General features: G+C 71.5%; 14 protein-coding genes. 12 read left to right on the plus strand and 2 right to left on the minus strand.

Annotated features, from left to right (window positions below):
* Positions 1-47 precede the first annotated feature (47 nt).
* From IZR02_RS02280 to IZR02_RS02305, 6 genes are read left to right on the plus strand one after another with little or no spacing between them, the layout of a single operon-like run.
* On the plus strand, positions 48-2,333 hold the full coding sequence (locus IZR02_RS02280; RefSeq protein ID WP_025104668.1) for a carbon starvation CstA family protein: 2,286 nt from the start codon (positions 48-50) through the stop codon (positions 2,331-2,333).
* A 1-nt stretch (position 2,334) separates the two neighbouring features.
* Positions 2,335-2,580 (plus strand): YbdD/YjiX family protein, encoded by a 246-nt coding sequence (locus tag IZR02_RS02285; protein ID WP_081811614.1) that lies wholly within the window; start codon positions 2,335-2,337, stop codon positions 2,578-2,580.
* A 29-nt stretch (positions 2,581-2,609) separates the two neighbouring features.
* Positions 2,610-3,791: a sensor histidine kinase gene (locus tag IZR02_RS02290; protein WP_025104666.1), complete on the plus strand. Its 1,182-nt coding sequence runs from the start codon at positions 2,610-2,612 to the stop codon at positions 3,789-3,791.
* A gap of 8 nt (positions 3,792-3,799) precedes the next feature.
* The gene (locus IZR02_RS02295; protein ID WP_025104665.1) at positions 3,800-4,519 is read left to right on the plus strand and encodes a LytR/AlgR family response regulator transcription factor; all 720 of its coding nucleotides are present in this window, start codon (positions 3,800-3,802) and stop codon (positions 4,517-4,519) included.
* The gene (locus IZR02_RS02300) at positions 4,516-4,890 is read left to right on the plus strand and encodes a hypothetical protein (protein ID WP_025104664.1); all 375 of its coding nucleotides are present in this window, start codon (positions 4,516-4,518) and stop codon (positions 4,888-4,890) included. Before IZR02_RS02295 ends, IZR02_RS02300 begins: the two co-directional genes overlap by 4 nt.
* Positions 4,887-6,344, plus strand: coding sequence for a sodium/solute symporter (locus IZR02_RS02305; RefSeq protein WP_025104663.1), 1,458 nt, complete (start codon positions 4,887-4,889; stop codon positions 6,342-6,344). Before IZR02_RS02300 ends, IZR02_RS02305 begins: the two co-directional genes overlap by 4 nt.
* 476 nt (positions 6,345-6,820) lie before the next feature.
* Here IZR02_RS02305 and IZR02_RS02310 read toward each other — a convergent pair whose 3' ends face one another.
* Positions 6,821-7,738 (minus strand): pirin family protein, encoded by a 918-nt coding sequence (locus IZR02_RS02310; protein WP_025104662.1) that lies wholly within the window; start codon positions 7,736-7,738, stop codon positions 6,821-6,823.
* Positions 7,735-8,103 carry a GNAT family N-acetyltransferase gene (locus IZR02_RS02315; protein ID WP_025104661.1) on the minus strand — a complete coding sequence of 123 codons (369 nt, stop codon included), beginning with the start codon at positions 8,101-8,103 and terminating at the stop codon, positions 7,735-7,737. Before IZR02_RS02315 ends, IZR02_RS02310 begins: the two co-directional genes overlap by 4 nt.
* Positions 8,104-8,208: 105 nt before the next feature.
* Here IZR02_RS02315 and recQ point away from each other — a divergent pair, with 105 nt between their 5' ends.
* The 6 genes from recQ (at position 8,209) to IZR02_RS02345 (ending at position 21,852) form a co-directional block, all read left to right on the plus strand.
* Positions 8,209-10,236, plus strand: a complete 2,028-nt coding sequence (gene recQ / locus IZR02_RS02320; RefSeq protein ID WP_025104660.1) for a DNA helicase RecQ — start codon at positions 8,209-8,211, stop codon at positions 10,234-10,236.
* Between the two features lie 236 nt (positions 10,237-10,472).
* Positions 10,473-12,536 carry an acyl-CoA dehydrogenase family protein gene (locus tag IZR02_RS02325; RefSeq protein WP_025104659.1) on the plus strand — a complete coding sequence of 688 codons (2,064 nt, stop codon included), beginning with the start codon at positions 10,473-10,475 and terminating at the stop codon, positions 12,534-12,536.
* Between the two features lie 92 nt (positions 12,537-12,628).
* Positions 12,629-13,675 carry an NAD(P)-dependent alcohol dehydrogenase gene (locus tag IZR02_RS02330; protein ID WP_025104658.1) on the plus strand — a complete coding sequence of 349 codons (1,047 nt, stop codon included), beginning with the start codon at positions 12,629-12,631 and terminating at the stop codon, positions 13,673-13,675.
* A 425-nt stretch (positions 13,676-14,100) separates the two neighbouring features.
* Complete coding sequence (locus IZR02_RS02335; RefSeq protein ID WP_025104657.1) at positions 14,101-14,670, plus strand: DNA-3-methyladenine glycosylase I; 570 nt, start codon at positions 14,101-14,103, stop codon at positions 14,668-14,670.
* 142 nt (positions 14,671-14,812) lie between these two features.
* On the plus strand, positions 14,813-15,934 hold the full coding sequence (locus IZR02_RS02340) for a serine/threonine-protein kinase (protein ID WP_062766200.1): 1,122 nt from the start codon (positions 14,813-14,815) through the stop codon (positions 15,932-15,934).
* Positions 15,934-21,852, plus strand: coding sequence for an Ig-like domain-containing protein (locus IZR02_RS02345; protein ID WP_025104655.1), 5,919 nt, complete (start codon positions 15,934-15,936; stop codon positions 21,850-21,852). The genes IZR02_RS02340 and IZR02_RS02345 overlap by 1 nt, the downstream gene beginning before the upstream one ends.
* Position 21,853: the final 1 nt, after the last annotated feature.

Genomic DNA, 21,853 nt, shown 5'->3' on the forward strand with positions numbered 1-21,853 from the left:
TCCCTAGCGTGGGGAGACGCAATGATGCGCCCCCAGAGGAGAACCCCATGACCGCACCTTCGTCGCGCCGCCGCGACGGCGCCGGGCTCGTCGACGACGACCCCGTCATCGAGACCGACCCGAACCTCCCACCCGTCGCCCTCTCCGCGGAGCACGAGGCGAAGAGCCGCCGCTGGACCCTGCCGAAGATCCTGCTGTGGACGGCCATCGCCCTCCTCGGCGGCGTCGCCTGGGTGATGCTCGCCATCGTGCGCGGCGAGACCGTGAACGCGATCTGGTTCGTGTTCGCCGCCGTGTGCACCTACCTGATCGGCTACCGCTTCTACTCCAAGGTCATCGAGAGGTACATCACCCGCCCCGACGACCGCCGGGCCACGCCCGCCGAGGTGAAGCAGGACGGCAAGGACTACGTCCCCACCGACCGCCGGGTGCTCTACGGTCACCACTTCGCCGCCATCGCCGGCGCCGGACCGCTCGTCGGCCCCGTGCTCGCGGCGCAGATGGGGTACCTCCCCGGCACCATCTGGATCATCGTGGGCGTCGTGCTCGCGGGAGCCGTGCAGGACTACACGGTCCTCTTCTTCTCGATGCGGCGCGGCGGCCGGACCATCGGCCAGATGGCGCGGCAGGAGCTCGGCAAGATCGGCGGCACGGCGGCGATCATCGCCTCGCTGCTCATCATGCTCATCATCGTCGCGATCCTCGCGCTCGTCGTCGTGAACGCCCTCGGCGAGAGCCCGTGGGGCGTCTTCTCCGTCGCGATGACCATCCCGATCGCCCTCTTCATGGGCGTGTACCTGCGCTACCTGCGCCCGGGCAAGGTGACCGAGGTCTCGATCATCGGCTTCGTGCTGCTCATGGCCGCCATCATCGGCGGCGGCTGGGTCGCCGGCACCGAGTGGGGCCAGGCGATCTTCCACCTCGACCGCACCACGATCGCGTGGGGCATCATCATCTACGGCTTCATCGCCGCGGTGCTGCCGGTCTGGCTGCTGCTCGCGCCCCGCGACTACCTCTCCACGTTCATGAAGATCGGCGTCATCGTGATGCTCGCCGGCGCGATCGTCCTCGTGCGTCCGGAGATCTCGGTCCCCGCGGTCAGCATCTTCGGCGAGAACGGCATGGGTCCGGTGTTCGCCGGTCCGCTCTTCCCCTTCCTCTTCGTGACGATCGCGTGCGGCGCGTTGTCCGGATTCCATGCGCTGATCGCGTCGGGCACGACCCCGAAGCTCGTCGAGAAGGAGCGGCAGACCCGGTTCATCGGCTACGGCGGCATGCTCATGGAGTCGTTCGTCGCGATCATGGCCCTCGTCGCCGCGATCTCGATCGACCAGGGCATCTACTTCGCCATGAACGCCCCGGCCGCCGCGACCGGGGGCACCGTGGAGGGAGCGGTCGCCTTCGTGAACTCGCTCGGGCTGACCGGGGTGAACCTCACGCCCGACATGCTCACCGGCACGGCGGCGGCGGTCGGCGAGGAGTCGATCGTCTCGCGCACCGGAGGGGCTCCGACGCTCGCGCTCGGCCTCGCGCACATCATGCAGCAAGCCCTCGGCGGACAGGCGCTGATGGCGTTCTGGTACCACTTCGCGATCATGTTCGAGGCCCTGTTCATCCTCACGGCGGTGGACGCCGGAACCCGGGTCGCCCGCTTCATGCTGCAGGACTCGATCGGCGCCTGGTTCCCGAAGTTCCGCGATGTCTCCTGGCGCCCAGGGGTGTGGATCTGCACCGCGATCATGGTGGCCGGCTGGGGAGCGATCCTCATCCTCGGCGTCACCGACCCGCTCGGCGGCATCAACACGTTCTTCCCGCTGTTCGGCATCGCGAACCAGCTCCTCGCGGCGATCGCGCTCGCCGTGGTGCTGGCCATCGTCGCCAAGCGCGGTCGCAGCTACTTCCGGTGGCTGTGGATCATCGCGCTGCCGCTCGCGTTCACCGCGGTCGTCACCATCACGGCCTCGCTCTACAAGATCTTCTCGCCGGTGCCGGCGATCGGATACTGGGCGAACCACTTCCGCTACCTGGAGGCGCTGAACTCCGGTGACACCACGCTCGGCGCGCCGGAGGTGCTGCAGGCCGTCATCCGCAACACCGCGGTGCAGGGCACGCTGTCGATCATCTTCGTGGTGCTCGCGATCATCGTCATCGTCATGGCCGTCATCGCGACCGTGAAGGCGATCCGCAACGGCGGCGGCGAGAACACCGAGGACCCGCCCGTGCCGTCCCGCCGCTTCGCCCCGGCCGGGTTCCTCCCCGACGCGGAGGAGCGCGAGCTGGAGAAGCAGTGGGAGCCGATCCTCGCCGAAGAGCGCGCGGCGGCACGGCACTGAGATGACCTCCACGGTGGATCGGACGGATGCCGCGACCTCCCCGCTGCGGGCGCTGTGGAGCGCCCTCGGCCGGGTCGGCCGCGGCATCCGCTGGTACATGACGACGCTGATGGGCGACACCGCGTACGCCACGTACGTCGCCCATCACCGTCGGCATCATCCGGACGAGGAGCCGCTGACGGAGCGGCAGTTCTGGCGTCAGCGGATGGACGACCAGGACCGCAATCCCGGTGCCCGCTGCTGCTGACCCTGCCTGCGCGTCCCTAGGCTGAGCGCATGAACGACGTCGTCCTCGCCGCGATCCTCGGCGCGCTCGGCGGCATCGCCCTCACGGCGCTGCTGCTGCTCGCCCGGCGGTTCGCGCGCGGCTCGGCCGACCTCGGCAGCGAGGCGGAGCAGGGGGCACTGCGGGCGCTGCACCAGGCGAGTCTCGCCGCTCCGCACCTCCGCGGCGGATTGACCGGGCCGGATGCCGTCAAGGCCGCCCGGCACCTGCGGGCTCTGCTGGGCAGCGCCGCGGTCGCCATCGTCGGCGAGGACGACACGGTCACCCTCGACGGCGCCGCGGACGGGCTCGAATCCGCCGCCGTGCGCATCGCCGCCCAGGTGCGCGGGTCGGGGCGGCGGCAGGTGTTCCCCGCGCCCTCGCGGACGGACGACCTGGAGGCGGTCGGCGCGCCCATCCTCGTCGACGGGGAGACGGTCGGGGTGGTCGTCGCCTTCGCGTCCCCGGTGCGGGCCGCCCTCGTGCGGGCGGCGGAGGAGGTGGCCGACTGGTGCGCGGCGCAGGTCGAGCTCGGCGGACTCGAGGCCTCCCGCACCCAGCTCGCCGAGGCGGAGCTCCGGGCTCTGCGTGCCCAGATCTCCCCGCACTTCATCTACAACGCCCTCACCGCGATCGCCTCGTTCATCACGACCGACCCCGACCGGGCCCGTGACCTCGTGCTCGAGTTCGCCGACTTCACCCGCTACTCCTTCCGCCGGCACGGGGAGTTCACCACGCTCGCGGAGGAGCTGGGCAGCATCCACTCCTACCTCGAACTGGAGCGCGCGCGGTTCGGCGATCGCCTGCGGGTGACGCTGCAGATCGCGCCGGAGACGCTCGCGACGGTCATCCCCTTCCTCTCCGTGCAGCCGCTCGTCGAGAACGCCGTGCGGCACGGTCTGGAGCCGGGGGAGGGCGGCGGCGAGATCCGCATCACCTCCCGCGACGACGGCACGCACACCGAGATCCTCGTGGAGGACGACGGCGTCGGGATGGACCCGGACGGCCTGCGCGCGCTGCTCACGGCGCGCGAGGAGGGCGGTCACGTGGGTCTCCGCAACGTCGACACCCGGCTTCGCCAGGTCTACGGCAGCGGGGGTGGTCTGGTCGTCGAGACCAACGCCGGCGCGGGTACCCTGGTGCGCATGCGAGTCCCGAAATCGCAGCCCCTCCACGACCCGGACGACGACTGAGGAGCGGCATGATCGACGTCCTCGTCGCCGACGACGAGCAGCCGGCCCTCGATGAGCTCGTGCACCTGCTGCGTGCCGACCCGCGGATCGGCGAGATCCTCACTGCGGCAAACGGCGCCGACGCGCTGCGTCAGCTCTCCGCGCGTGCGGTGCGGATCGCGTTCCTCGACATCCACATGCCGGGCCTGCTCGGCACCGAGCTCGCCCGCGCGCTCCTCGGTCTCGCGGAGCCGCCCGCGGTCGTTTTCGTCACCGCCGACGAGGCCCGTGCGGTCGAGGCGTTCGAGCTGCGCGCGGCGGACTACCTCCTCAAGCCGGTCCGGCGGGAACGCCTGCGCAGCGCCGTGGACCGGGTGATCGAGCAGGAGGCCGCACCGCGCGGCGAGGACGAGGTGCTGCCGGTGACCGTGGGTGCGTCCGTGCGGTTCGTCCGGCGCAGCGACGTGCGCTGGGTGCAGGCGCAGGGCGACTACGCGCGGCTGCACACGGAGGACGACGGGCCCGGCCACCTCGTTCGCATCCCGCTCTCCGAGCTCGAGGCCCGGTGGGCGCCGGCGGGATTCCTCCGCATCCACCGTTCCACGCTCGTCCGGATCGCCGCGGTGACCGAGGCGCGGCTCTCGGGTGGGGAACCCGGCGTCGTCGTCGGCACGGCCGTGCTGCCGGTGAGCAGAAGGCTCGTCGCGACGGTGCGGGAGGCGCTCGTGCGGGGGGAGGGAACCGGATGACCGAGGCGCCGAAGCGGGTGCGGGTCACCGCGGACACCCCGCCGCGCCGCTCCGCCGCCGCCACGCGGGGGATCGCGCTGCCCGGCGCACCGGTCGCGGAGGCCGATGCCGTCTACGCCCGTGCCCTGATGCGCAGCCAGCTCCGGCTCGCGCTGGGCACCGTCGCCGGCTTCGTGGTGGTCGTCGTCGCCCTGGCGCTCGGGATCGCGCTCATCCCCGAGGTCGACGCCGTCGTCCTCGGCGGGCTGCCGCTGTCGTGGCTGCTCCAGGCCTTCGCGTTCTACCCGGTGATCCTCGTGTTCGCGGTGCTGTACGTGCGCACGGCGGTCCGCAACGAGCGGCGGTACCGCGCCCTGCGGGACCGCGAGTGAACGCCGTGCTCGACCTCGTCGGGGTCGCCCTGGTCGTGATCGCCACCCTCCTCATCGGCGTGTACGGGCTGCGCGTGTCGCGCACGACGAGCGACTTCTTCGTGGCGTCGCGGACGGTGCGCCCGGTCTGGAACGCCTCGGCCATCAGCGGCGAGTACCTCTCCGCGGGCACCTTCCTCGGCCTCTCCGGGCTCGTGCTGCTGGACGGCGCCCGCGGCTTCTGGTTCCCCATCGGGTACGCCGCGGGGTACCTGCTCGTGCTCGTGTTCGTGGCCGCGCCCCTGCGCCGGAGCGGGGCGTACACGATCCCCGACTTCGTCGAGGCCCGGCTCGACTCGACCGCCGCGCGCCGTGTCACCAGCCTCGCGGTGCTCATCATCGGCTGGCTCTACGTCGTGCCGCAGCTGCACGGCGCGGGCATCACGCTCGTCGTGGTCGCCGGGCTGCCGGAGTGGGTCGGCGCCGTGACGATCGCGGTGCTCGTGGCGGCGGCGGTCGCCGCGGGCGGCATGCGCGCGATCACCTTCGTGCAGGCGTTTCAGTACTGGCTCAAGCTCACCGCGCTCCTCGTGCCGGTGGTGTGCATCGCGTTCGCCCTGAGCGGCGGCCCGCACGACTTCGATCCCGCGCTCATCTTCCCCGCCGAGGCCGGGCCGTCCGGCTTCGACGCCTACGAGACCGCGTCGCTGCTGCTCGCGCTGCTCCTCGGCACGATGGGGCTGCCGCACGTCCTGGTGCGGTTCTACACGAGCCCGACCGGAGCCTCCGCGCGGCGGACCACCGTGATCGTCATCGCCATGGTGAGCGCGTTCTACGCCGTGTCGAGCGCGATGGGGCTCCTGGCGCGGATCGCCGCCCCCGACCTCGCACGGCCGGGGGTCGCCGACACCGTGGTGCTGCAGCTCCCGTCGCGGGTGTTCCCCGGGCCCGCGGGTGAGCTGCTGACGGCCCTCATCGTCGCCGGGGCCTTCGCCGCGTTCCTGGCGACCTCGGCCGGACTCGTGGTCTCGCTCGCGGGGGTCATCAGCCAGGACGTCTTCTCCGGCTCCGTGCGCTCCTTCCGGTTGTCCGCAGTGCTGTGTGCGCTCGTGCCGCTGGGGGTCGCGCTCCTCACGGTTCCCGCGGGGCTCGTGTCGAGCGTGGGGGTGGTGTTCGTCGTGGCGGCGTCGACGCTCTCGCCCGTGGTGCTGCTGGGCGTGTGGTGGCGGGGCCTCACCGCGCGCGGGGCGGTCGCGGGCATGGTGTGCGGCGGCGTCGCGACCGGACTCGCCCTGCTCGTGCACGCCGCGGTGGACGGGGTCGGCGTCGCGGCGCCCTACCTCGCGCAGCCCGCCGCCTGGACGATACCGCTGGCGACCGGGGTCACCGTTGCCGTGTCGCTGCTCGACCCTCGTGCGCCCTCGTCCCGCACGGACCGCTTCCTCGCCCGCGTGCACACCCCCGACCGCGCCTGAGCCTGCTTCTGCTTCCCGGACTCTGTCTCCTGGAACAGGCGTTCGCGCGGGTTCAGGCAGGTGAAAGCCCATCGAGCCTGAGCCGGCGCGAGTGCCTGAAGAGCGGGAAGGGTAGGTGTGGTCGGGCCACAGGACTCCGGCGCGGCGGCAGGCACTAGCGCGAGAACAGGCAGGGAGCACCAGGAGTGCCTGAACTGGTGTGGGTGCCTGAACTGGCGCGTCAGCGAGGTTGCGCGCGAGGGCAGGCAGTGGCGTGAGAACAGGCAGGGAGGATCAGGAGTGCCTGAACTGGCGTGGGTGCCTGAACTGGCGTGGGTGACTGTTCGGACGCGTCAGCGGTATTGCGCGCGAGGGCAGGCAGTGACGTGAGAACAGGCATGGAGGGTGGCGAGTGCCTGAATCAGCGGGAGTGCCTGAATCGGCGGGAGTGCCTGTGCGGGAATGCCTGAATCGGCGGGAGTGCCTGTGCGGGAGGGTCAGAGGGTGCGGCTGCGCGGCATCAGGCGCACCGGGGGAAGCGGCGGCGCGGGGATGCGCTGGTCGTGCCCCTCGACGACGCCGAACCGGGGGGATGCGGCCTCCCAGTCCTCTCGGGCGGCGGCGATCTCGTCGTGGGAGCGCCCGGCGAAGTTCCACCACATGACGATCTCGTCCTCGAACGGCTCACCCCCGAGGAGGAACAGCAAGCCGCCCTCACTGCTGGTCACCTCGACGCTGTCGCGGGAATCGCCGAGGTAGAGCATGTCGTTGCGGGTCATCGCGTGCTCGGGGACGGCGGCGTCGCCCTCGACGAGGAGCAGCGCATGCTCCCACTCCGGCCGCAGCGGCAGGCGCACCGTGGTTCCGGCGGGCACGACGATCTCCGCCCCGACGATCGGCGTGTGCACGGTCGCCGGCGAGCGCACGCCCGCGAACTCGCCGAGCACGACCGTGGCCGGGGCGTCCGATCCGGTCGCGGCCGGAAGGGTCGTCGTCGGCAGGTCGGTGTGCCGCTCGAAGCCGCCGTCCCCGTGGCGCGCGGACTCCGGGAGCACGACCCAGAACTGCAGCGCATCGAGCGGAACGGGCTCGTCGCCGATGGAGTACTCCGAGTGCGAGATGCCGTTGCCCGCCGTCATGAGGTTGAGCTGTCCGCGCCGGAGGTCGGCATCGCTGCCCAGCGAATCGCGGTGCCGGATCTCGCCGACCAGCGGCCAGGTCACCGTCTGCAGACCGATGTGCGGATGCGGCTCGACGCGCATCCGGGTCTCGGCCGGGCCGAACCTGTCGAGGAAGCACCATGCGCCGATGGTGGGGAGGTTGCGATGCGGCAGCACCCGCAGCACCTCCATGCCGCGCACACCGCCGAGCGGCACCGCCCGGGGTTCGAGGACGAGGCGGCGCTGCCCGATCATTCCGCCCTGCCCGTGGGGTCCTCGTCCGCGCCGGCCGACTCCTTCTGCACCGGGGCGTCCGCCGTCGAGCCCGGGCGCTGCGGCCAGCGGATCTCGGCGCCGGGCACCTCGTGCGTCTGGAGGTACTTCGCGATGTACGGGCAGAGCGGCACGATCGCGTCGCCCGTCGACGCCACGTCGGTCAGTGCCGCCGCGGCGAGCTTCCCGGCCAGGCCCTGGCCCTGGAAAGCGGGGTCGATCTCGGTGTGCAGGAAGCGGATCGCGCCGGGGCGGGTGTCGAACTCGGCGAACCCGGCCAGCACGTCATCGGAACGGATCTCGTAGCGGGAGGCCTCGTCGTTGCGGGTCACGGTGATGTCGGTCATCGGATGCTCCTTCCGGCGTCTGGAACCAACCTACGCCCGGGATCGAGGGTGCGGGCCTGTGGACGTTGCCGTGCCGCTGTCCGTCGGGGTGATTACGCTGGAGGGATGCCGCAGACTCCCCGCGATCCGTACGACGGATGGATCCCCGAGCCGGACGCGGCATCCGACCAGCCCTGGGACGACGGGTGGGAGCCGACCGAGCCGCCGGAGCCGATGGACTGGGAGCCGCAGGGCGCGGGCTTCGAGCCGCCCCTCGACTGGGGTCCGGGTCCGACGACCGCGGTGACCACCGCGCCGGCCGTCCGCCGCGCCACGCCCAGCCGGTATGCGACGGCCCGTGAGGCACTGCACACCGTCTTCGGCTACGACGACTTCCGCGGCGACCAGGCGGCCATCGTCGAGCAGGTCATCGGCGGTGGCGACGCCGTCGTCCTGATGCCCACCGGCGGCGGCAAGAGCATCACGTACCAGGTGCCCGCTCTCGTGCGCGAAGGCACCGGACTCGTCATCAGCCCGCTCATCGCGCTCATGCACGACCAGGTCGACGCGCTGCGCGCCAACGGTGTGAAGGCCGCGTACATCAACTCCACCCAGTCGATCGAGGAGCGCCGCGAGGTCGAGCGCGCCTATGTCGCCGGAGAGCTCGATCTCATCTACGTCGCACCGGAGCGGCTGTCGAGCGCGCAGACCACCTCCCTCCTGCAGCGCGGCACGCTCAGTGTCATCGCCATCGACGAGGCGCACTGCGTGTCGCAGTGGGGCCACGACTTCCGGCCGGACTACCTCGCGCTCGGCGACCTGGGCGAGCGGTTCCCCGGCGTCCCCCGCATGGCCCTGACCGCCACCGCGACGCGGGCCACGCACAAGGAGCTCACCGAGCGCCTGCACCTCGACGCGGCGAAGCACTTCGTGGCGAGCTTCGATCGCCCCAACATCCAGTACCGCATCGTCCCGAAGGTCGATCCCCGCAAGCAGCTCGTGCAGTTCATCCGGTCGCAGCCGGAGGGGGCGGCGGGCATCGTCTATGCGCTCAGCCGCAAGTCCGTCGAGCAGACGGCGACCTATCTCGCCGCGCAGGGTCTCGACGCGCTGCCGTACCACGCCGGTCTGCCCGCCGAGGTGCGGGCGGCGAACCAGTCGCGCTTCCTCCGTGAAGACGGCGTGGTGATGGTGGCGACCATCGCGTTCGGCATGGGCATCGACAAGCCCGACGTGCGCTTCGTCGCCCACATCGATCTGCCGAAGTCGGTCGAGGGGTACTACCAGGAGACGGGCCGCGCCGGCCGCGACGGCGAGCCGTCCGTGGCGTGGATGGCGTACGGGCTCGGCGATGTGGTGCAGCAGCGCCGTCTGATCGATCAGAGTCCTGGTGACCGCACGTTCAAGATGCGGATGGGGCAGCACCTCGATGCGATGCTCGCGCTGTGCGAGACGGTGGAGTGCCGCCGGCAGAACCTCCTCGGGTACTTCGGCCAGGACTCGCAGCCGTGCGGCAACTGCGACACGTGCCTCGACGACACGGCGACCTTCGACGGGCTCGTCCCCGCGCAGAAGCTGCTGTCCACGATCGTGCGTCTCAAGCGCGAGCGGAATCAGGCCTTCGGTGCGGGCCACCTCATCGACATCCTCCGCGGGGCCTCGACCGAGCGCATCCGCCAGCAGCGGCACGACGCCCTCGCGACCTACGGCATCGGCGCCGACCTCTCCGACCAGGACTGGCGCAGCGTGGTGCGCCAGCTCCTCGCCCGGGGCATCCTCGTCGCGCAGGGCGACTACGGCACGCTCGCACCCGGAGAGGCCGCGGCCGGGGTGCTGCGCGGCGAGACCGCGGTACCGCTCCGGAAAGACACGATCGGACGCCCGTCGTCGCCGTCCCGCGCCCGGAAGGCGAGTGCCGCCGACGCCCTCGACGCCGGAGACCGGGAGCTGTTCGAGGCGCTGCGGGCCTGGCGCGCCGAGACCGCCAGGGAACAGGGCGTCCCGGCGTACATCGTCTTCGGCGACGCCACGCTCCGTGCGCTCGCGGAGCATCGGCCGACCTCGCACGCCGACCTCGACGGCATCACCGGCATCGGTGCGAAGAAGCGCGAGGCCTATGGCGACGGCGTCCTCGCCGTCATCGCCGCCTCCTGACTCCGACCCACCCCCTTCCGCGCGAGCCACCCCTTTGCGGACGCTCGCAGGGGGCCGGGAAGCACGGAACGGGGTGGGTCGACGGAGCTCCGAACGGGGAACCTGTCGCGAGCCGACAACGACGGGCGCGGACGGGGCGGCCAGGCGTTGGAGGATGCGGACAGGGGACTTCGTGCGGTTTTGTCGCACACCTACCATGAGAGGCATCCACTTTCGTCTCTCCGAGAGGAACGCTCATGGTCGACGCCGCCGTCCGCCCTTCGACGACACCTGACCCGCGCGAGAGCGCGACCGCCCCGCGGATCGATGTCGCCCGCCTGAACGACGCCCTCATGGGCACCTGGGGCGACGTGCGCCGCCAGGCCCGCGAGATGATCAAGGACTCCGCGTTCTGGCGGAAGGACGAGCTCGGCAAGGACGACCACCGCGAGCGCGTGCTCAGCCAGCTCCACCTCCTCGTCGACAACAAGGCGGTGCACCGGGCGTTCCCGAAGCGCTTCGGCGGCGAGGAGAACAACGGCGGCAATATCGCCGGGTTCGAGGAGCTCGTGGCCGCCGACCCGAGCCTGCAGATCAAGTCGGGTGTGCAGTGGGGGCTCTTCGGCTCCGCGATCCTGCAGCTCGGCACGAAGGAGCACCACGACAGGTGGCTCCCCGGTGTCATGGACCTGTCGATCCCCGGCGCGTTCGCGATGACCGAGATCGGGCACGGCTCCGACGTCGCCGCGGTCGGCACCACCGCCACCTACGACCCGGAGACGGAGGAGTTCGTCATCCATACGCCGTTCCGGGGAGCTGTGAAGGAGTACCTCGGCAACGCGGCGCTGCACGGCATCGCGGCGACGGTCTTCGCCCAGCTCATCACGAACGGCGTCAACCACGGCGTGCACTGCTTCTACGTGCCCCTGCGCGGCGAGGACGGCGTGGATCTGCCGGGCATCGGTCGCGAGGACGACGGTCTCAAGGGCGGACTGAACGGCATCGACAACGGCCGCCTCTCCTTCGACCAGGTGCGCATCCCGCGCACGAACCTGCTGAACCGCTACGGCGACGTCGCCCCGGACGGCACCTACTCCAGCGCGATCGACAGCCCCGGCCGCCGCTTCTTCACGATGCTCGGCACCCTCGTGCAGGGACGCGTCTCGCTCGACGGCGCCGCCTCCTGGGCCTCCGCGCTCGGCCTGCACATCGCGATCACCTACGCCACGCAGCGTCGCCAGTTCGACGGGGCGGACGGGCAGGAGGTCGTGCTGATGGACTACGGCAAGCACCAGCGCCGTCTGCTCCCGCGCCTGGCCACCACGTATGCGCAGATCTTCGCGCACGACGAGTTCCTGCAGAAGTTCGACGGCGTCTTCTCCGGCCGCACCGACACCCCGGACGACCGGGAAGACCTGGAGACGCTCGCGGCCGCGCTCAAGCCGCTGTCGACCTGGCATGCGCTCGACACCCTGCAGGAGGCCCGCGAGGCGTGCGGCGGCGCCGGCTTCATGTTCGAGAACCGGCTCGTCGGACTCCGCGCCGACCTCGACATCTACGTCACGTTCGAGGGCGACAACAACGTCCTGCTCCAGCTCGTGGGCAAGCGGCTGCTGACCGACTACGCGAAGCAGTTCCAAGGCAAGGACGCCGCGGCGCTCGCGCGCTACGCCGTGGGGATGACCGCCGGCAAGGTGTTCCACGGCGCCGGCCTCCGTCAGCTCGGTCAGGCGGTGACCGACTTCGGCCAGGTCGCCCGGTCGGTGGAGCGCGGACTGCGCGAGGAGCAGCAGCACGACCTCCTCGCGGGCCGTGTGCAGCAGATGGTCGCCGACATCGCGACCCGGCTGCGTGCCGCCGGCAAGGACAAGGTGCTCGGGGCGCGGCTGTTCAACGAGAATCAGGCCGAGCTCATCGAGGCGGCCAGGGCGCACGGCGAGCTGCTGCAGTGGGAGGCCTTCACCGACGCCGTCCACGCGATGGACGACGCCGAGACGAAGAAGGTCATGACCTGGCTCCGCGACCTCTTCGGCCTGCAGCTCATCGAGAAGCACCTCGCCTGGCACCTCATCCACGGGCGGCTCTCCACGCAGCGGGCGGCGGCGGTGTCGAGCTACATCGATCGGCTGTGCGCGCGCCTGCGTCCGTACGCGCTCGACCTCGTGGACGCGTTCGGCTACGAGCCCGAGCACGTGCGGGCTCCCATCGCGAGCGGTGCGGAGAAGCAGCGGCAGGACGAGGCCCGCGCGTACTACGCCGACCTCGAGGCGACCGGTCAGGCTCCCGTCCTGGAGAAGACCCTCAAGCGGCAGAAGCGCTGAGCCGTCGGCCCGGGCTGCACAGACGGCCCTCCGGACAGCGGATTCATCGGCGGGGGCGGATAGTCTCGGCGAGTACCGACCCGAGGAGCAACATGTCGACCGTCACCGCCTACGCCGCCCCCGCCGAAGCCGCCCCGCTCGAGAAGACCGTCATCGAGCGCCGGGAGCTGGGCCCGCACGACATCCTCATCGACATCGCCTTCGCCGGTATCTGCCACTCCGACATCCACACCGTGCGCGGAGACTGGGGTCCGCAGCAGTACCCGCTCGCCCCGGGACACGAGATCACCGGAACGGTCGCCGCGGTGGGGTCCGAGGTCACGAAGCATGCCCTCGGCGACCGCGTCGGTGTCGGCTGCCTGGTGAACTCGTGCCGGGAGTGCGTGTACTGCCTCCGCGGCGACGAGCAGTTCTGCACGCAGGGCGCCGTCGGCACCTACGGGGCGGTCGACCGCGACGGCACGATCACCCAGGGCGGCTACTCGCAGCAGGTCGTCGTCACCGAGGACTTCGTGCTGCGGATCCCGGACGCGCTGCCTCTCGACGCGGCGGCTCCGCTGCTGTGCGCGGGCATCACCACGTACTCGCCGCTGCGGCATTGGAAGGTCGGCCCCGGCACGCGCGTCGCGGTGGTCGGACTCGGCGGCCTCGGTCACATGGGCGTGCAGATCGCGCATGCCCTCGGCGCGAAGGTGACCGTGCTGTCGCAGACGCTCGCGAAGCAGGACGACGGCCTCCGCCTCGGCGCCGACCGCTACTTCGCGACGGGCGACCGCGACACCTTCCGCGACCTGCGGGGCTCCTTCGACGTGATCCTCAACACCGTGAGCGCCGTCATCGACCTCCGCTCCTACCTCGGGCTGCTCGACGTGGACGGCACCATCGTGTGCGTCGGTGCTCCCGCGGAGGCCCTCGCCCTGAACGCGGGGTCGCTGATCGCCGGACGACGCTCCATCGCCGGCTCGAACATCGGCGGCATCCGGGAGACCCAGGAGATGCTCGACTTCTGCGCGGAGCACGGCATCACGGCGCAGATCGAGGTCATCCCCGCCTCGGCCATCAACGACGCGTACGAGCGTGTCCTCGCGTCCGACGTCCGCTACCGCTTCGTCATCGACGCCGCCACCTTCGCCGACTGACCCCGTCCCCGTCCCGGTCCCGGTCCGTCCGTTCCGTCGCAGGATCAAAACCGCACCCCCGGTGCCTGCCTGAGGAGCGATTTCCGTCCCGCGAACATCGAGGCCGCAGAGCCGGGACGGAATAGTGTCCGGATGAGGGCCGCGCAGGCGCGGTTCTGACCCCGCGTTGGTCTCGGAGGGCACCGTCTGCCGGAGGACCTCGGTCTGGTCTCCGCGCTCGGTGTGGGATGGGAAAGGTGCCGCGGATCTGCGTCGAAGGGCCCTTTTCGATCCCCCCTCGGAGGTGTGTGTCCTGGCGGGATGGAAAACGGGCCTGGGAGGCGGGGGGGAGGGGCGGAAGTGAACTCGGACGAGGGACGCGGGACGAGGGACGGGGGCGCGGGACCGGGGACGGGGGTGTCGGTGGGGGTGGATACGGTGAGGGGATGACCTCCCTCCTCCTGGGGCCCGACTCCCGCGCGCGCTGCGCCTGGGTCGGCGACGACGCAGAATATCGCCGGTACCACGACGAGGAGTGGGGGACGCCGCTGCACGGGGACCGCGCACTGTTCGAGAAGATGGCGCTCGAGGGGTTCCAGGCGGGGCTGTCCTGGATCACGATCCTGCGCAAGCGCCCGCGGTTCCGCGAGGTGTTCGCGGGGTTCGTGCCGGAGGCCGTGGCGGCGTTCGACGACGCGGACGTGGAACGCCTCATGGGAGACACCGGCATCATCCGCAACCGCGCCAAGATCCTCGCGACGATCGGCAACGCCCGGATCGTGGAGTCGATGGCGGACGGAGAGCTCGATGCCCTGATGTGGTCCTTCGCCCCGCCGGCGACCGGAGCACGGCCTCGCGAGTTCGCCGACGTCCCCGCGGTCACGCCGGAGTCGACCGCGCTGAGCAAGGAACTGCGACGCCGGGGTTTCCGCTTCGTCGGGCCGACGACGATGTACGCCCTCATGCAGTCCGCGGGCATGGTGGACGACCACATCGAGGGGTGCTGGAAGGCCTGACGCCTCGACGGAGAAGAGCGCGGGGCCACACGCCCTCGCCCGATATACTCGGCACATCGGGGGATCCCCCGGCGCACGACGCCGGGTGGCTGCAGGCGCGCGGTCTCCCATCAGACCGTGAGGAGCAGGAGTGGCAACGCGCATGGCAGCGACACCGCCGACGCTGGCGGGGTACAGCTACGTGCGTCCGCTCGGGTCCGGCGGTTTCGCCGACGTGTTCCTCTACGAACAGGACATGCCGCGCCGCGTCGTCGCCGTCAAGGTCCTGCTCGCGGATGCCGTGAACCCCGAGGTGCTGCAGACCTTCAACGTGGAAGCCGACATCTCGGCGCGGCTGAGCGCCCACCCCTCGATCGTCACCATCTACCAGGCGTCCATCTCGGCGGACGGGCGGCCGTACTTCGCGATGGAGTACTGCCCCGACACGATGAGCGCGCGCTACAAGAAGGCCCCCCTCCCGCTCGCGGAGGTGCTCGACATCGGCGTGCGCATGGCCGGCGCTCTGGAGACCGTGCACCGGGCCGGTCTGCTGCACCGCGACATCAAGCCGTCGAACGTGCTCATCAACTCGCTCGGCGCGCCCGTGCTGGCCGACTTCGGCATCGCCGCCGCCGTCATCGAGGAGGGCGAGGGCGAGACCATCGCGATGTCCGTGCCCTGGAGCTCCCCCGAGGTGCTGCAGGAGCGCGTGTCCGGATCCATCCCCAGCGAGGTCTGGAGCCTCGGCGCGACGCTCTACACGCTGCTCGCCGGCCGCAGTCCGTTCGAACGCGCCGACCGCGGTTCGAACTCGCGCGATCAGCTCACGGACCGGATCATCAAGGCGCGCTACACCGCGGTGCCCGTCCCCGGCATCCCGCCGATCATCGACGACATCTTCGCGAGCGCCATGCACCGTGACCCCGCGAAGCGGCCGGCGAGCATGGCGGAGTTCGCGGAGAAGCTGCGCTGGGCGCAGTATGAGCTCGGCATCTCGCCGACGGCCTTCGAGGCGGCGTCGTCGGAGTGGGCGGCGGCCGCGCCGGTGAGCTTCTCGGACACCTCCGTCCGCGGACCGGTCATCACGACGGTCGCACCGGACTCCCGTCGGGCCGCCCGCGCCGCTCAGGCCCAGGCCGCCCCGCGTGACCGCGACGACATCCCCGCGGGCCCCCGCGGCCGCAACCGTTCGCCGCTGGTCGTCGGCATCGTCGGAGCGGTGATCGGGGCCGCCGTGATCGCGGGCCTCGGGACCGCCGCACTGTTCCTCACCGGGGTCCTCTGATGGCAGCGGGGAACCGTGCCAGGGCGGAGGCCGCGCGCCCGTCTCGGGGGCGGCTGATCGCGCTGGTCTCCGGGATCCTCGCGCTCGTGGTCGTCGTGGCGCTCGCGGTGACGGCCCAGGGATATCAGTCCCAGGAGGTGCCGCGACTCGAGCCCTCGGTCTGGGTCATGCGCGACAGCGGGCAGTACGCCCGCGTCAACACCGAACTCGCCGAGATCGACACGGTCCGCGACGTCGACGACCCCGAGGCGGTCTGGCAGAGCGGCTCCAGCACCGTGCTGTTCGCGCAGGGGAACCGGCAGCGGTGGGACGTCGATCCGGCCAGCCCCGCCGATCTGCTCTCCGACAGCTCGGAGGAGGGGACGCCGCTCGCTTCGCAGCCCACGCCCGCCGGGACCAGGGATGTCCTTTCCGCCGGGCCCTATGTGGCCTACCGCACCGACACCGGGCAGGTGTCGGTGTCGACCCTCGCGGCCGGAGCGGGCACGGCCCTCGTCGACCCCTTCGCCGAGGTCGAGGTCGAGGAGGGAGAGGACCCGCCCACTTACACCGCGGATGCGATCGGGCTGTCGCCGGATGGCCTGCTCGTCCTCTACTCGGCGGACGAGGGGGCCGTGCGCCGCTTCGACATCGACGAGCACCGGTTCCTCGGGGACGAGTCCCCCGTGGCCGATGCGCCGGAGGCGGGCGAGGGGCTGGCGATCGCGGTCGTCGGTGAGCGCTGGGCGATGCTGCAGCCGAACTCGGGCACGCTGTGGCTCTCCGGGCGCGATGCGGCGGTCACCCTCGACGTCACCGAGGACGCACGCCTGCAGCGCGGTGCCGCCGAGGGCGACGCGGTGCTCGTCGCCGACTCGGACGGCCTCGTCTCCGTGGACCTCGCGTCGGGGGAGGCCGACCGGGTGGCCGAGGCCTCCGGCGTCCCGGCCGCACCGGTCACGGTCCGCGGGGAGACGTACGCGGCGTGGCTCGACAGCGGCGGTGGAACCCTCTGGAGCGCGGGGGAGACCACCCCGCTGCAGGTTCCGGACGAGACGCTCGACGCGGCCGCCATCGACCCGGTCTTCCAGGGCAACGGCGATCGCGCGGTGCTGGTCGAGAAGGGCACCGGCCTCATCTGGACCGCGCCGGAGGGCGTGCTGATCCCGCTCGAGCAGTGGAAGATCGAAGACGACACGGAGCAGCAGGAGGGCACGATCGTCGTCGAGGACGTGGCGGAGCAGCTCCCGCCGGTCGCCGTCGACGACGCGTTCGGCGTGCGGGCCGGGGAGCAGGTCATCCTCCCCGTGCTCTTCAACGATCACGATCCGAACAAGAAGGACGTCCTCACGATCGACCCGGACTCGGTCGCCTCCGGGCTGAGCGACCCTGACTTCGGGGATCTGTCGCTCGTGGCGAACGGTCAGTCCCTGGTCGTGAACGTGAAGGCAGGCTCCGGGCAGACGAGCTTCACCTATGCCGTGACGGACGGCGCCGCCGTGTCGCCCCCGGCGACCGTGACGCTGACGGTGGTCGATCCCGGGGTCAACTCCGCCCCGGTGTGGTGCGGTGTCGACGCCTGCACTCAGGAATGGCCGACACCGCAGATCCTCGCCGGCGGGAGCACGATCGTCTCGGCGCTCTCCGGATGGGTCGACCCCGAGGGCGATGCGTTCGTCCTGAGCGACGCGTACGAGACGGACTCCTCCTCCCCGGTGATGGTGGCCCCGATGGCCGACGGCCGGGTCGCGATCCGGCACACCGACCCCAATGCCGCGGACGCCGTGATCTCGGTCACGGTCGTCGTACAGGACGTGCACGGGGCGACGGCGGAGAAGACCATCGAGGTCCAGGTCAGCGGCAGTCCGGCGTTGCAGGCGTCGGCCGTCGCGGTGACCGCGCGCGTGGGCGAGCGGCAATCCCTGCGCATCTCCGATCACCTGTCCGGAGGGTCGGGCTCGTACCGCCTCGTGGACGCCGTCCAGACCGCCGCGACGGCACAGGGCTTCGAGGTCACCCCGAACGCGGCCTCCGGCACCGTCGATCTGACCGCCGCCGAGCCGGGCCAGTACGTGGTCACCTACACCGCGCAGGACGTCACGACCCAGGCCGAGCAGTCCGCGGTCATCCGGATCACCGCTGTCGACGGCTCCGCGGCGCTCGCGATGGCGCCGCTGACGGCGTTCGTCCGCGAGGGCGAGGACACGACCGTCGATGTCCTCGGCGCGGTGCAGAACACCAGCGGACGGGTGCTGCTGCTGTCCGACGCCGTGAGCTCGACGCCGCAGCTCAACGTGCGCGTGGTCGGCAACGAGAGCCTGCGGGTCAACGGCACGACCGAGGACGGCGAGCCCGGCCTGATCGGCAAGGCCACCGTCACGGTGGCGGACGGCGCGGGCGGGGCCGTGCAGGGCACCGTCAGCGTGTTCCTCACTCCGCCGTCCACGGTCACCCGGCCGATCGTCTTCCCGGATGCGGTGACGGTGCGAGCCGGTTCGCTCACGCGCATCGAAGTGGCGGCCAACGATGTGGCACCGCGCGGGGAACCGCTCCTCGTGCTCCCGGAGGTGACCGGATCCGGCGAGCCGGACGAGCTCGTGTTCGCCGACCGCAACGCGCTGCGCTATCTGGCGCCGAAGACTCCCGGCACGTACCGCCTGACGTACTCCGTCTCCCTCGAACGGAATCCGTCGCTGTCGGATGACGGCGTCGTGACGGTCACGGTCGTGCCGCCGGGCACGAACCGGGCCCCCACGCCGACGCCGCTCACCGGCCGCGTCCTGAGCGGCCAGACGGTCTCCATCCCGGTGCCGACGACCGGGATGGACGGCGACGGCGACCGCGTGGTGCTATCCGGCGTCGAGCAGCCGAAGAAGGGCGGCGGCACGGCCACCATCTCGGCGAACGGTGAGGCGATCGTGTACCGCGCGCCGGCCGGAGGCGTCGCCGGCGGCCAGGTCTCGTTCCGCTACAGCGTCCGTGATCCGCAGGGCGAGGAGGGGAGCGCGGCCGTGCGCATCGGCGTCCTCGATGCGGACGTGGACGACGCCGCCCCTGTGACCTTCAGCGACTACGTCCGCGTCGAGGCGGGATCCCGCACGCCGGTCGTGCTGGACCCGCGCTCGAACGATCTCGACCCGGCGCAGAGCGAGCTCGAGATCACCGAGCTCGTGCCGAACGCGCCGCCCGTCAAGGGGAACCCGCTGTACGACCGGCTCAACGCGCTGATCGATTCCGACACCTCGCTGAAGGACGGCCGGGTCGTGCTGCGTGCCGGCGAGACCGCCGGCACCAACTCGTACTTCTACACGGTGAAGTCGTCGCGCACGGGGAGCACGGCGCAGGGCCTCATCGTCGTGACCGTCACCGACGGCACGGTCGCCGATCAGCCGGTCATCGCGGACACCGTGCTCACCGCGCGCGACCGCGACGATCTCGCCGATCGCGGCATCGATGTCGTGACCGACCGGGTTCGCTGGCCCTCCGGCGACGTCGGCTCGCTGCGGCTGCGCCTGTGGGGAGAGCAGCCGGGCTATTCGGTGCAGGGGAACCGCATCGTGGGCACCGCGCCGAAGGAAGGCGCCCTGGTGCCCTTCCAGCTCACCGGAACGGCAGCGAACGGACGCGACGTCGTCGCCTACGGCTTCCTGCGCATCCCGGCGTTCGACGACATGCAGGTGCAGCTCGTCCCCGGCGCGACGCCGGTCGTCGTCGACGAGGACGCGGCGGTCTCCTTCCCCGTGCAGGACTACGCCGACCTCCCGTCGTCCGATGCGATCGAGATCGGCACCGGGTCGTTCACCGCCCAGCGGGCTGCCGCAGAATGCACCGCCGACGGCCCGCGCGAAGCGGAGTACCGGGCCGGCCGCGAGGCGCCGTGGTCGGACACCTGCCTGATCCCGGTGCGCCTGGAGGGGCAGAAGCGGTGGTCGTACCTCGACGTGCCCATCAGCGTCCGCCCGTCCGAGCCGCAGCTGCTGCTCTCCTCCATCTCGCACACGATCGCCCCCGGAGCGACGGAGAGCGTCGACCTCTACGCCAACATGGCCGCGTGGGAAGGGGGCCGGGAGGGCAACGCCTCCTCCCTCGAGTACCGCATCGTCTACTCCGGTTCGGCGTTCCTCGTCACGCAGAGCGGCGGGAAGCTGACGATCGAGGCGCGCGCCGATGCGCGACCGGGCAACACCGAGAACGTCAGCGTCACCGTGCCGCAGTACGGACAGCCGTCGGCGTCCGTCCGCCTCGTCGTCGGCGCGGCCCCGCCGGACGCCCCGCGGGGAGCGACCTTCACCAAGCAGTGCGTCGTCACGAGCGCCAACTGCTCGATCGACGTGGTCGACGTCGCCGGTGAGTACGATCCCTTCGCCGGGAAGCCGGGATCCGGGCTGCGCCTGATGTCGCTCGGGGCCGGCGCGCGCTGCGACGTGGCCTCGGTCTCGACGGCGGGCGCCAAGACCATCACGGCGAGCTGGCCCGGCGGCGGGCAGGCGCCCGGCGGACAGTGCGTGATCCCGTTCGTCGTGTCGGATGCGCAGGGCCGCACCGGCACCGGCACGCTCACCCTCGACCTCCAGGGGTTCCCGCAGGCCCCCGCGAGCGTCACGACGGTCGGCTTCACCCGCACGACCGTCGCGCTGGAGGTGCCGCTCGGCGAGGCGGGACGCGCGCATCCCGCGGTCTCCGGTGTGACGATCCTCCAGGACGGCGCCCCGGCGAATGCGTCCTGCAGCCCGGCCGGCGCCGTCTACCGCTGCACGGTCAACGGGCTGACGAACGGCACCCCGCACACGTTCACCGCCGCTGCCGTCAACGCCGTCGGCACCTCGGCCCCGACGTCGCCGCACACGAGCTGGGCCTACGCCGCTCCTGTCGTCTCGAACGCGACGGCCACGCCGGAGTACCGACCGGGGGTCTCCGACCGGGGACGCGGGGCGGTCCGGGTGTCGATCGACGCCGCCGACGACGCCGTCTCGTTCCGGATCGAGGAGACGGGCGAGGTCATCAACCGCACGGGGGCGACCACCACGGCCGAGATCGCGCTGTCGCCGGGGGCGCAGACGCTGACGATCGTCCCGATCAGCCAGTTCCAGCCGCCGACCGGCGGTGGGAACGAGGGCGGCGGGTTCCGCACCTCGGTGACGGTCGCCGGCTCGGTGTACTTCGACCCGGCGGCGACCCAGGCGACGGTCGTCTCGAACACGGCGGTGAACGTCTCCGGCATCGCCGCGCAGGCCAACGGCAGCGCCAAGGGCGTCCAGGTCGTGTACGTGGCGTGGCGGTCGGGCAACGTCAGCTGCACCGCACGCGGCGACGGCACGCTCGCGGTGTCCGGCGGCGAGGTGCAGTCCGAGTCTCCGTCCCTCCAGGGGCTGCGGCCGTACCAGGTGTACTCCGTCAAGGCCTGCGCCTCGAACGGCTACGGGGTGGCGGAGTCGTCCACCGCGACGGTCTTCACGTTCACGTTCGTCGACGGTCCCGGCGGCGACACGACCTACACGGTCGCGAAGGACCCCCGGCGCGACGGGAACCGCTACGAGTACGGGCTGGCCTCGGCCCCGCGCATCGAGGTGGAGAACGGCTTCGTGCCGAAGTACTACATGTACGGATCGTGGCGCGATGACTTCGCGCTCACACCGGACTCGTCACCGGGCCAGGTGCTCGCCCGCGCCTGCCATGCCAGCCAGAGCAACTCCTGCTCCGGCGAGGTCACCATCACCGCGACGACCGCACCGACCGTGGTCAACGCCGTGTTCCAACCCTGCATGCCCGTCGTCGAGGGCGACGTCGTGACGGTGTCCGCCGCCGCACGCGGCTCGTACATCCTCGAGGCGACGCCCCTGGTCGACACTCCCGGCACCTTCGACGTGACCATCACGTGGACCGGAGCCTTCGCCACCCTGACCCCCATCACGCATCGCATCACGGGCCTGTGCCCCTGAC

Source organism: Microbacterium paraoxydans (assembly GCF_019056515.1).
In the GTDB taxonomy this organism is placed as follows: Bacteria; Actinomycetota; Actinomycetes; order Actinomycetales; family Microbacteriaceae; genus Microbacterium.

Coding starts and splice junctions, on each gene's coding strand:
- IZR02_RS02280 (WP_025104668.1), top strand. CDS start 48: ATGACCGCACCTTCGTCGCGCCGCCGCGACGGCGCCGGGCTCGTCGAC.
- IZR02_RS02335 (WP_025104657.1), top strand. CDS start 14,101: ATGACCTCCCTCCTCCTGGGGCCCGACTCCCGCGCGCGCTGCGCCTGG.
- IZR02_RS02300 (WP_025104664.1), top strand. CDS start 4,516: ATGACCGAGGCGCCGAAGCGGGTGCGGGTCACCGCGGACACCCCGCCG.
- IZR02_RS02295 (WP_025104665.1), top strand. CDS start 3,800: ATGATCGACGTCCTCGTCGCCGACGACGAGCAGCCGGCCCTCGATGAG.
- IZR02_RS02315 (WP_025104661.1), bottom strand. CDS start 8,103: ATGACCGACATCACCGTGACCCGCAACGACGAGGCCTCCCGCTACGAG.
- recQ (WP_025104660.1), top strand. CDS start 8,209: ATGCCGCAGACTCCCCGCGATCCGTACGACGGATGGATCCCCGAGCCG.
- IZR02_RS02285 (WP_081811614.1), top strand. CDS start 2,335: ATGACCTCCACGGTGGATCGGACGGATGCCGCGACCTCCCCGCTGCGG.
- IZR02_RS02310 (WP_025104662.1), bottom strand. CDS start 7,738: ATGATCGGGCAGCGCCGCCTCGTCCTCGAACCCCGGGCGGTGCCGCTC.
- IZR02_RS02290 (WP_025104666.1), top strand. CDS start 2,610: ATGAACGACGTCGTCCTCGCCGCGATCCTCGGCGCGCTCGGCGGCATC.
- IZR02_RS02325 (WP_025104659.1), top strand. CDS start 10,473: ATGGTCGACGCCGCCGTCCGCCCTTCGACGACACCTGACCCGCGCGAG.
- IZR02_RS02340 (WP_062766200.1), top strand. CDS start 14,813: ATGGCAGCGACACCGCCGACGCTGGCGGGGTACAGCTACGTGCGTCCG.
- IZR02_RS02345 (WP_025104655.1), top strand. CDS start 15,934: ATGGCAGCGGGGAACCGTGCCAGGGCGGAGGCCGCGCGCCCGTCTCGG.
- IZR02_RS02330 (WP_025104658.1), top strand. CDS start 12,629: ATGTCGACCGTCACCGCCTACGCCGCCCCCGCCGAAGCCGCCCCGCTC.